The organism is Vibrio sp. 10N.286.52.C3, assembly GCF_041468865.1.
Taxonomy (GTDB): Bacteria; Pseudomonadota; Gammaproteobacteria; order Enterobacterales; family Vibrionaceae; genus Vibrio; species Vibrio crassostreae_C.
This window is the reverse complement of record NZ_JBFRJM010000032.1, coordinates 145,276-156,305: the sequence shown is the minus strand read 5'-3', so window position 1 is coordinate 156,305 and position 11,030 is coordinate 145,276. Positions and strand designations below refer to the sequence as shown.

Here is an 11,030-nt window from a genome sequence, read left to right as displayed (position 1 = left end):
AGGGTAGATCTCGCCAAGGAATACCTGTTCTCATTCGATAAAGTATTCCTTCAAATGTCATTCGATGTTCAGTTTTATCGTAAATACGACCTGTACTTTTCATAACTTGGAGTAGCAGTTCCCAGCGAATATCAGTTAGCATTGTTCTTGGCATGGTATTGGTTATGGTTTTACTTTTGGCGAAGCAAATTATAACTCTTTACCATGCTGTTCAAAAAACACACACGAAAGATCAACACGCCCTAATCAAACCTAAACAGAGGCTAAGATAATTAGCGAGAACGACAAAAAACGAATACCCTACACGGAATAATAAGTGCGACATTCATACGTTCAAAGGTTATCAAAGCTGCTGATAGGTAAACAAAGCTCGCTGCTTTGCTGGCGCGTGACGCCTAGAGGGTACTACTCTGAAGAAAGGTGGAACGAGAGTTGGTGATCTAAGGTATACCAAGCTAACAAGGTTAGCCAAGTTGTTGATTGCCATTTCAGATACATGTTCACAATATATCCCTACGTTGAAATCAAGATGATCCGAAGTTTAAATATAGTGCAATTGTTTTATAAATACAGCTTAAAAAAGTATAAATGTGATCAATATTTAGAATGATAATTAAATACGATAGCGTGTTATATAAAATGTGAATCACAGCTGTTTATATACTATTAAACTAGTTCAGCGAGAACCTTAATAATATCAAATCTCTTTTGAAATCAACACCTCTCTAATAAGGGGCGAAGATAGCTGTTTTCTAAAAAAGCCATCATCTAATAAAGCCAAGATCCAAAACTCGCCGATCTAGAAAAGATAAATTCTGATGAGGCTCAAACCTCACCAGAACCGTATTCGCAGTGAATGACTTACTTCTTCTTCACGGCTTGCTTGATGGCCATTTCAGCCAGTTTTGGTGTCGCCGCTTTCAATGCGCTGGGTGCCACCTTCTTACCCACTTTGACTGCTTTATTCAGTTGGCCTTTAACCGACGAGCCTCTTTTCATGGCTTCTAAACGTTGGCGGTTTCTTTGCACGTTATTTGCGTCAGCGATACGCTCTATCAACGTCTGCCTTAAAGTATCTAAACCAAACTGTACCTTTTCTGGCGCAATCGCCAGCGGTAACACGATATCGGTTTGCAGCAATATATGATTGTATTCGAGCGCTTGAGCAATGATCTTCGCTTTGGTCGATGTTGGATTCTCTAAGTCATACGGTGGCTGCCAATCGTCTACAGGCTTTAATCTGTCTACCTGATTCACAACCGACACCACAATCGGTTTCTTGCGTGAGATGTTCTTAGGATCGTCATAGAAAGCATCAAATCTATCTTTCAATTGCTTATCCAAATCACGTGCAGACTGATTGGCTTTAAGCACCCATAGCACCACATCCGCTTGGGTCATCTCTTTCAGCATTAAGGCTTCGGTTTTAGGATTGCCATCAAGCCCCTGAAGATCAACAACGCGAACATCATTGTCGTCGACAAACGAGTTATACACCGTTGAAGTGTCGGTTGATGGCAGCACATCCACTTCTGCAACCAACTCTTGCTTGAGTGCATTGATAAGTGAAGATTTACCCGAACTGGTTTGTCCCACCAGCACGATTCGCACAGGCTCTAGCTCTGGAGCAAAGCGTTGTTCGTCGAGTTCAGAAACATCAGACACTTTAAGTGCCTCATCTTCAATGCTGAAACGTCCGCTGTAGAGGTCAATCGCCACCGCCGCAACTTCATCTAACAAGGCTTGTTTGGCGGCGTATTGCATGTCATCAACCACACCCCTTGTCATCGTTGCTGTCGCTTGTTCTCGTCCTAAATCAGAAATCACCTTGAGTGGATTCAAATACAAGTTTTTAAGGTGGTTACCCCAAATAGCCGCTTTGAAGATCTTCTGTCCTAGCTCACCGTATTTATCGTAGGCTTCGTAGCCCGCTTTGATGTAAGAAACCTTGAGATACTCAATGCCGGGGATATGCTCTCGCACTACCAATTTGTAGCGTCGGCTGACCTCTTCGAACAGCTTTAGCCCTTCAGGAATCGAAAAATCGAGTGATTTCTTATCAAACTTTTTCGCAACAAATTCAAGTACCTCTAAACCGGTTTGGTCTAGGTTACCCCACTCTATGTCGACCATTAATTGTTGGCGTACATGGTGTTTTGAATCATTCCAGATCGACAGTTCTTTTTGAGACCAATCAGCCGAAGCCTTAACCAATGCATCGTTGATATCAGCTTTTTTATGCTGTGATTCAGCTTCAGCAGTATCCTCGGCAAGGCCGCCACTCTCTTTATTCGAGAAAGACTCTTTATTTGAAGAGCGGCTTGAAGAACGGCTAGAAATGAATAAAGGAATGGTGAACACCAAGGTACTCACGGCAATGGCAATCGACATTTCGAGTAGATAACCGTATTTGATCGCCAAGAAGACACCAAAACCCATCATGATAATGCTTGGGAAGATCGCCGAAATCAGGGCAATGCCCCAGCGTCCGCTCGATAGCACCGCCAGTAATCGAAATAGGTTTCTAATTTTCTTCATAACCCGACGCCGCCTTTCCTTTTTTCAGAGATTCTTTGTAGATCTTCTGCATCTCTTGTTCAGACACTTCTTCACCTTTGTTCTTGTGATAGAAGTAAAAACAAGCCGCGCGACCTAAACCATAAGAGGTGCCGAAACTCATTGCCGCTGCAGCCACCGCACCTACCGTTTGACCATAAACTGGAATCAGCTTTATCAACTGTCGAGTGCCCAGCTTCATTCCGTATTGCAAAGCAAAGCTGCTTCCCAGAGTGCCTATCAACTCACTAAAGACTCTCTTATTCCATTCGACCCCATATTGATTGGCCAAGCTGTGAAGCATTTTGGCTTGAATCGCAGGTACCGACACCAAACCAACACCCGGAATCAGGTCACTCGCTGCGGCACTTCCTGCATACCAAAGCACTTCGTTTTCTACTTGATCAAAGTTGGCTTCTTCTTGCGTGGAATGTTCTTTGTCTTGCACCATCATTCCTATCACCGGAAGAATACTGCTCAGCTTTTCTAACAAGATGTCATAGTTGTAAACCGCTTCGCTGTTAGACATAGCGTTGTCATCCGTTTCAAAATCGACCGCTACCGATTCAAACTCTTTACCCCAAGCCTTCTCTACTTGGTTGGTGTTGAACTGAATTTGCCTTGCTCGATCTGGTTCACTGGAAGACAACACCGCCGTATGAACCAGCAACAAGTGTTTAATCTTCTTCTGTTTCTTAATCTGTTTTAGAGCCGTAAGCACAGCGGATTGTTCAGGTTCGTCGGCTTTCATTACAACGACTAACGCATTACCTGCCTGACCAATCTCTTCCAAATCCTCTTTCGCATCGTAATTCGCTTCGCTGAGTCCTCTGGTATCAAGAAACCTCATCACGGGTTTGTCTTGCGGAAACTCATACGACATCGCCGTCATGGTACAAGGCGCAAAACCATTGCCCACTTCTACAGAAGAGTCGCCCGTGACCGCTTGAATAAACGATGACTTGCCCGCCCCCGTTTTGCCCAACAGCCACAATGTAGGAAGATGCTTGCGCTGATATTCATGAGCCTGAGTCAAGTCTGGGTTCTTGCTCGGATTAATGAAGTCTTTTATTTGATCAAACATGTTTAGAGTAACGCTCACTTGATGTTGAGATTCGAGTTGATGACAAAGCAATACTGACTTATATAATCACAAATCATATTAAACTTATGTTTGTTCAGTCGCACAGGTTTACAATGCCTAAACGCTTGTTTTTATTTGCGCGCTCATTTTTATAGACGCTTTTTTATACGTACGGGTATCATCGTATTGATTCGGGTACCTAACGAACATCAACAAACACAGAGAGCTCAAAGAGAAGTATGGAACAAATTTATTTAGCTGGCGGCTGCTTGTGGGGTGTACAAGAATTTATTAAGTACGTTCCTGGTGTTATCAGCACAGAAGCAGGCCGTGCTAATGGAAGCGCCCAGCCAACAGAGAACAAAACGACACAAAGCGACGGCACACAAAGCGATTACAATGGCTACGCGGAGTGCGTACAAATTGAATTTGATCCAAACATCACGTCAGTCACGATTTTGATGGAACACTTGTTTGAGATTATCGACCCTTACAGCTTGAATAAACAAGGTGTCGATGTCGGAGAGAAATACCGCACAGGTGTATACAGCACTAATGCAGAACACTTAACCGAAGCTAAGCACTATATTTCTTCAAGAGATGATGCCGACCGTATCGCTGTTGAGGTGTTGCCGTTGACCAATTATGTTGCCAGCGACGACATCCACCAGCATCACTTAAGTCACTTCCCTGAAGATCACCACTTATGTCATATCCCTTGGGATCTGCTGCATAAGTATAAATCACAATAGTCGCGACGTAAGATTAAAATAGTCACGACGTAAGATTGAAATGGTCACGACCTAAGATCGATAAAGCCTCAACAGACATTATCTGTTGAGGCTTTTTAAGTGTTATGGTCAGGACAGCTATCGTGAATTGATTTGGTAGCTCAAGCCATTAACCTTTAGCCATTAGCCATTAGCCATTAACTAATAACTTACTTAGTCGTATTCTCAAGCACGTAGTCCGGACCCGCTGTTTCAGCCGTCACGACCGCAAGTTTAGACACGTCTGCACCTTCGCCTTGATAAGCGTTGATACCGTTCTCAACCGTCATTTTTGGCAGTTCAACCGAATAGCTTTCAATCAACCCAGAATCCGTTACTTGACCTACGTAAGTTTCGTCTGTGTAGGTTGCGCCGACTAATGGGTAATCTTGCGTTGCACGCACACTTACAAACTCAGGAGATTGCGAGTTATCAACCACGTTGTGTTTGAACGCCACATCAACGCCCGCATAAATGCCTTCCACTTCTGCGTTGTCAAACAAACTTACACGGTGGCTTTGGTTGCCGTAAACAATGCCCCACTCAGTGTCGACTAGAGAGTTATTCTCGATGGTGATGTTTTTCGGTGTCCACTGCTTGTTCAGCTCTTTGCCTTTCACCGATTGATCTAGCTGCTCACCATTCGCTACGTCGATAATACCTGTGTTAATAACAATGCCGCCACGTAGGTCAGCGTTGCCTTCGATCAAACCATCGCGGCCTCGAGTGTTTGCAATGTAGTTATTGCGAATCACATGATCTTCATCGTAGATACGCACGCCGCCGGTTAGGCGCTTTCCATTGCCAAGAATCATGTTGTTCTCAACCGTGTTGCCTTTTCCGTGACGCAGTGAAATAAGCGCGGTGCTTTGGAAAATAGTATTACCTGAGATCGTGTTGTCGCCCGACTTAATCGAGATAAGCTCACGCTCACCATCCATATCGATCATCAGGTTGTTCACGAACTTAGAACTTGAATCCCACTGTGAAGCTTTAGAATCACCAATACGGATCGCTTCCCAGCTGTTGCCGTTGTAACGAATCGCTTCTTTGATATCGAATTCATTGAATTGGTTAGGCTTTTGATCCATGAAGATATTATTTGCGATCAGGTGGTTGTCGGCTGTGTCATCTTTTTGTACACCGATCAAAGTGCCGCGTTTTTGCTTACCTTCGAAACGGTTGTTGATGACTTTGCCATCTTTACCCCATAGAGAAACCCATAGGTACTTTGGATACTCAGAACGACGCTCGTCTGGCTCGTACGTGTAATCATGGTTGAAGTAGTAGAATGTTGAGTTTTGCAGCGTGTTGCCATTACCCATCATACGTACTGCACCAAAGCGTTCGTTAGGACCGCCCTCAGTAAATACCAAGCCATCAAGCGTGATGTCATCGCCTTTCAGTTCAAACTGAATCAAACCAGTGATCCACGCAGAGCCTGCTTGCTCAGCCTTGATAGTGATGTCATTCGCCGTGATCGTCACTTGACCTAAGTTCGCGTATTTACCGGCAGGGATAACCACTTCGTCGCCATCTTTTAGGTTTTCAAATTGTGCTTTAAGCGCAGCCACTTGCTCTTCCGAAGCAACGGCTAAAGTGTCGCCATCTACCTCTGTTAAGCGGTCACTGCTCAATAGGTAACTACGGTCAATTTCGCTAACAGCAGGCGTAGCTTGTTCAGCGACACTGACTACGGGTGCTGTTTTTTCTTGTGTTGTACAGCCTGTTGCAAAAGCGAGTGTGAACGCGCTAATAATGCTTACCGATAATAGTTTTTTGTTCATCGTACATCTCACATTAAAGTTTGGATTATAAAAATGACGACCACCCGTTCAGGTGGCCGTGATGTTATTTAGGATGCGTATTAAATTAGCCTTCGGCTGGAGTCACTTCGTCTTGTTGCTCGACTTTGTCATCGACTGCTTTAACAAGTAACAGACCAACAGAGAACACAATCAAGCCACACAGAACGAATACCATGCGTCCCCACATTGGGTTTGGCAGTACGAACATAGTCATTACGCCCACACCCGCTACCGCGATAAGTGAACCCAACATACGACGTTGCTTGTTATCCAGTTTCTTCTGTTCATTACTTTCAGCAACTAGTGGCGTCGCTAGGTTGTTGAAGAACTTGTCTACGTCTTTCTCACGGTGCTCAGCAAGAGGCTTGTAGAACAGTGTTGAAAGAACAAAGAAGCCAGCAGTAAATATGATGTGACCGATAAGGCCGATAGCCACTTTCAGGTCAGCCCACTCACGGCCAGTTAGTTCATTTAGACCGAACCAGTTTTGAATCATGTCCGCAGTGATAACGAAACCAACGAAGTAAGAAACCACACCACCTACAACTAGCGTGCCCCAACCTGCCCAATCCGGTGTTTTACGGATGAAGAAGCCACAGAATGCTGGAATTGTCATTGGGAAGCCGATCAATGCGCCCACGTACATCATGGTGTCGAAAAGGCTCAGACCTTTAAGAGAGTTGATGAACAGAGCAACCAAGATGATCGCGATACCGAAGAAGGTAGACGTTAGTTTAGAAACAACCATTAGCTCTTTCTCTGTCGCTTTAGGACGAAGAATCGGCTCGTAGAAGTTCTTAACGAAGATACCTGAGTTACGGTTTAGACCTGAGTCCATTGAAGACATTGTTGCTGCGAACATAGCGGCAATCAGAAGGCCAACCATACCTGCAGGCATGTATTCTTGAACGAAGTAAAGGTAAGCGAAGTCAGCGGCTTTGCTGCCAGCTTCTGGGTAAGCAGCTGCTAAATCAACACCTTGACCAGCCATGAACCAAGAAGGCATGAACCAGATGATTGGACCAAGCGTCATTAGTACACAAGCAAGCAGTGCTGCTTTACGTGCGTTGTTTGAATCTTTTGCAGCAAGGTAACGGTAAGAGTTAAGCATGTTGTTGGTAATGCTGAACTGCTTTAAGAAGATGAACACAGCCCAGATGCTGAAGATGCTCATGTAGTTAAGGTTGTCACCCGTGATGAACGAATCCGTTGGGAAGTCGCTAATGATCTGCGTAACACCGCCACCGTGGTAAATAGCAACGACTGCACATGTCACCGTTACTGCCATGATGATAACCATCTGCATAAAGTCAGATGCGATTACCGCCCAAGAGCCGCCCGTCACTGACATAATCAGTACAACCAGACCCGTTAGGATAATCGTTGTTGTCATATCAAAGCCGAAGATACCCGATGCGATGATTGCTAGACCATTCAACCAAATACCTGCAGAGATAACGCTGTTTGGCATACCAGACCAAGTAAATACTTGCTCATTCACCTTACCAAAACGCATACGAATCGCTTCAATTACCGTCACAACACGCAGTTGACGGAACTTCGGAGCGAAGTAAAGGTAGTTCATTAGGTAACCGAATGCGTTCGCGATGAAGATAATCGCTACGGCAAAGCCATCGGTAAAGGCTTTACCTGCTGCACCAGTAAATGTCCAAGCACTGAACTGGGTCATAAATGCGGTTGCACCTACCATCCACCACAGCATATTACCTCCCCCACGGAAGTAATCACTTGTCGTACTTGTAAACGTTCGAAACATCCACCCTATCGCAATTAAGAATAGGAAGTAGATGCCAACTATCAGGGTATTGAGTTCCATCGTTAGACCTTTTATTTATGTTTTTTTGTTGAGGTCACTATAAATAAATGGCAAGTATATTTGTACTACAATAATCCAAATGCGTGACAATGATCTTACAGTCTGACACTCAATTAATCATACAAGTGATCGAGTTCAAAGTTGCACCACCTAGGAGCGCAATTCCTCAAGTCAGTGCAGTTATCCGCGCTAAATTTCGACCAAAACCCCGAAAAACATGAACAAAGTCTCTAAAAATCGAAGATTCATCGTTAAAAACTATTATTCTTGACGATCAAAGCTTAAAGAAGATCAGCAAAAATATCGTTAGATATAATTTATAAAAATGAATTAAACCAATGCATTTGTAGTACAAATAAGATCGATGATTTGCTTTTAAAAGTTCCCTATATTAGGCAGCCAATAATGAAAACTTGAAAACCACTATTAGATACTGACAGGGATACACGGAAGTGAAATGCTTTTAACACACCCGTTACACTTTCCCCGTCCAATAAAAAGGTGTCATTATGAAGAAATACGTTCCAATCTTAATTGCTCTTAGTACGGTATCTTCTATGAGCTATGCAGCAACACCGCGTGAAGATGCTGTTGACTACTTACAGATGCGTAAAGGCGTGGCTTACCAAGTAAACCATTCAAAACCTTTCACTGGTCAATTTGAAGAGAAGTTCGATAACGGCCAAGTCGCGACCCAAGCTCAGTTTGCCGATGGCTTAGAACTTGGGCTAGAAACTAACTGGTATCCGAATGGCCAAGTCGCTTCTAAAGTGAATTACGTAAAAGGTGAACTGCAAGGCAAAGCTGAAACCTGGTATCCAAACGGACAGAAAAAAGCAGAACTCAATTATAAAGACAATGAACTATCAGGCACCGCCTCTCGCTGGTATCCCAATGGGGAACAAAGCTTGACAGCTGAATACAGCGACGGACAAAAAGATGGATTGGTAACGGACTACTACCCGAACGGTAATAAGGCCAGCCAAGCGAAGTTTGATGAAGGTGAAGTCGCGAACGGAAAACTTACTCGCTGGAATACTAACGGTGACAAAGTTGAAGAACTGACCTTTAAAGATCACAAAGTCACCTCTAAACAGGTGTGGATGCCTACAGAAAGCTAAGCCTCAAGAACAGCTCTCACGGAGCTCTTTGATATAACTAAACGCCTGCTGTTAAAGTTTGCAGCTACACGTCTGCAACTAAGAGAGAAGAGAAGAGAAGGGAAACGAACATTCATGTGATTAAGCGTGAATGTTCGTGGCTTTGATGCTGTAACAGACTCACTTGAACGCGCTGTCATCAACCTAAAAGCTTAGCTCTTAAGCCGGGCTTACACTTTTTGCTTATCAAACTATTCTCTACTCAAATTTCAGATAAAAAAACGCTCATGTTGCCTGTATCAACATGAGCGCAAGGGTAGATCTTCGACTACCATCTCCTACCTTTCTAGATGAAAGCAGAAGTTATAATTAGAATAGTTGGGAGCAATAATCAAAATGCTTTCGCAAGCACTTCAACGATTTCTTCTTTGTCGCTGATGAGAACAACGGGTAACGATTCGAACCCAGTTCATTCCTATCAAGTTCATACTTATATAGCAGGCTATGTCACTACCTTGCCTACTACATTTCAAACCTTCTCTGATTGAGCTTTAAATCACCTCAAGTAAATGTCTCATGTTCTTAAAGCGGTGGATTTAATCCATTTAGCTTCAAGACCACTCTTACTTATTCGGCTTCACACCGTCTGTTCATGCAATCAACACAGCAAAGTTATGTGTTGCTAAAGAAAGTTAGTAAATAATAATGTATTACAAATAAAAATGATATCTAAAGGTTCAATTTTTTGCTGTAGCGCACATTTATTGATGAACAAAACTCTTCAAAACCATTATCAACAGCCAAACAAATCACTAAAAAACATCAACTTAACGAAACAACTCGATTTTGTAACCCTTTGTAAATAGTGGTTTTGTCCTAACAACACGATCAAGTTCACAGATCATCACGCCTCGGATCGCTACCATATTTGTATTATTTAAATGCAAAATAAATTTGAAATAACCAAGAAATAATTTCAAAAACAAAATGCATTTAAGACAAGAACTACTCTATTTGGCTTGTAATTATGGCCAATACTCAACCTATAAATATGGAATTAATACCATGAATAAAACTAAAATCGTGATTGCTGTGGCATCTGTACTCGCTGCTGGCTCTGTATCTGCTGCGTCTTTCGATATGAGACACGAATACAAGAGTCATACAGATCAACACGCTACTCGTGTAAAACTTGGCGATAGCATTGGCAACTTCCTTGTAGATATCGAAGCGAAATTCAAGGGAGAAGACGGTAAATTCATGGAAGATTTGAAGAACAATGGTTGGGAGCTTGGTCTAAACTACCGTCATGTACTAAACGATAACTGGACAATGACTTACGGTATGCCAATTGAAGGTCGTGAATCTGGCGTTACATACAAGCCTCAAGTTCGTGCAACATACAAAGTGGATAGCGTTGATGGTCTAAGCCTAAGTGCTCGTTACCGTTACGATATGAGACAGAACACTAGCAGCTCAGAGTATCAATTCGATGACAATGGTGATGTTATTGTTGATAGTGACGGTGTTCCAATCACGGTTGATAAAAACGTTTCTAATCAACGTCGTCACCGTCTAACGGCAAACGTTAACTACTCAATGGAAAACTGGCGCTTTGGTCTAGAAGGTAACTACTACAAAGCGGATGGCTATGACATCTACGACAACGACGATACCAACTACGAGTTGAACGCAAGCATTCGCCATATTATGGGTCAATGGGCACCATATGTAGAGTTTGGTGATGTGAGCACTTCATCAACTAAAGCGACTCGTGAACTGCGTAGCCGTGTTGGTCTAACTTACAGCTTCTAATCGATAGCTACATGAATAATCTAAGATAATTACTGTCCTAATTTTCTAAGACCTAAACAA

General features: G+C 43.1%; 8 protein-coding genes. 3 read left to right on the top strand and 5 right to left on the bottom strand.

All coding sequences use genetic code 11. The features are described from left to right. The 3 genes from AB4138_RS14180 to AB4138_RS14170 all read right to left on the bottom strand — a co-directional run. Positions 1–154, bottom strand: a 154-nt coding sequence (locus tag AB4138_RS14180; RefSeq protein ID WP_372128337.1) for a transposase, incomplete at its 3' end; no start/stop codon positions are given. A 707-nt stretch (positions 155–861) separates the two neighbouring features. Continuing rightward, complete coding sequence (locus tag AB4138_RS14175; RefSeq protein ID WP_372306472.1) at positions 862–2,538, bottom strand: GTPase family protein; 1,677 nt, start codon at positions 2,536–2,538, stop codon at positions 862–864. After that, the gene (locus tag AB4138_RS14170; RefSeq protein ID WP_017063633.1) at positions 2,525–3,640 is read right to left on the bottom strand and encodes a YcjF family protein; all 1,116 of its coding nucleotides are present in this window, start codon (positions 3,638–3,640) and stop codon (positions 2,525–2,527) included. The genes AB4138_RS14175 and AB4138_RS14170 overlap by 14 nt, the downstream gene beginning before the upstream one ends. A 239-nt stretch (positions 3,641–3,879) precedes the next feature. Here AB4138_RS14170 and AB4138_RS14165 point away from each other — a divergent pair, with 239 nt between their 5' ends. Beyond that, a complete protein-coding gene (locus AB4138_RS14165; protein WP_017063632.1) occupies positions 3,880–4,392 on the top strand; it encodes a peptide-methionine (S)-S-oxide reductase in 513 nt (170 codons plus the stop codon). Between the two features lie 188 nt (positions 4,393–4,580). On the opposite strand, the gene AB4138_RS14160 is transcribed toward AB4138_RS14165, so the two are convergent. Together AB4138_RS14160 and AB4138_RS14155 are read right to left on the bottom strand one after the other, a co-directional pair. After that, a complete protein-coding gene (locus AB4138_RS14160) occupies positions 4,581–6,197 on the bottom strand; it encodes a polysaccharide lyase 6 family protein (RefSeq protein WP_017069965.1) in 1,617 nt (538 codons plus the stop codon). A gap of 85 nt (positions 6,198–6,282) precedes the next feature. Then, positions 6,283–8,055, bottom strand: coding sequence for a sodium:solute symporter family transporter (locus AB4138_RS14155; RefSeq protein ID WP_171733577.1), 1,773 nt, complete (start codon positions 8,053–8,055; stop codon positions 6,283–6,285). A 509-nt stretch (positions 8,056–8,564) separates the two neighbouring features. Here AB4138_RS14155 and AB4138_RS14150 point away from each other — a divergent pair. Then, positions 8,565–9,176 (top strand): toxin-antitoxin system YwqK family antitoxin, encoded by a 612-nt coding sequence (locus tag AB4138_RS14150; RefSeq protein WP_017061462.1) that lies wholly within the window; start codon positions 8,565–8,567, stop codon positions 9,174–9,176. 1,044 nt (positions 9,177–10,220) lie between these two features. Beyond that, the gene (locus tag AB4138_RS14145) at positions 10,221–10,970 is read left to right on the top strand and encodes an oligogalacturonate-specific porin KdgM family protein (protein ID WP_048616477.1); all 750 of its coding nucleotides are present in this window, start codon (positions 10,221–10,223) and stop codon (positions 10,968–10,970) included. Positions 10,971–11,030: the final 60 nt, after the last annotated feature.

Bases quoted from the DNA above. Each gene is read 5' to 3' on its own strand.
- AB4138_RS14165 (WP_017063632.1), top strand. From the start codon at position 3,880: ATGGAACAAATTTATTTAGCTGGCGGCTGCTTGTGGGGTGTACAAGAA.
- AB4138_RS14150 (WP_017061462.1), top strand. From the start codon at position 8,565: ATGAAGAAATACGTTCCAATCTTAATTGCTCTTAGTACGGTATCTTCT.
- AB4138_RS14145 (WP_048616477.1), top strand. From the start codon at position 10,221: ATGAATAAAACTAAAATCGTGATTGCTGTGGCATCTGTACTCGCTGCT.
- AB4138_RS14175 (WP_372306472.1), bottom strand. From the start codon at position 2,538: ATGAAGAAAATTAGAAACCTATTTCGATTACTGGCGGTGCTATCGAGC.
- AB4138_RS14160 (WP_017069965.1), bottom strand. From the start codon at position 6,197: ATGAACAAAAAACTATTATCGGTAAGCATTATTAGCGCGTTCACACTC.
- AB4138_RS14155 (WP_171733577.1), bottom strand. From the start codon at position 8,055: ATGGAACTCAATACCCTGATAGTTGGCATCTACTTCCTATTCTTAATT.
- AB4138_RS14170 (WP_017063633.1), bottom strand. From the start codon at position 3,640: ATGTTTGATCAAATAAAAGACTTCATTAATCCGAGCAAGAACCCAGAC.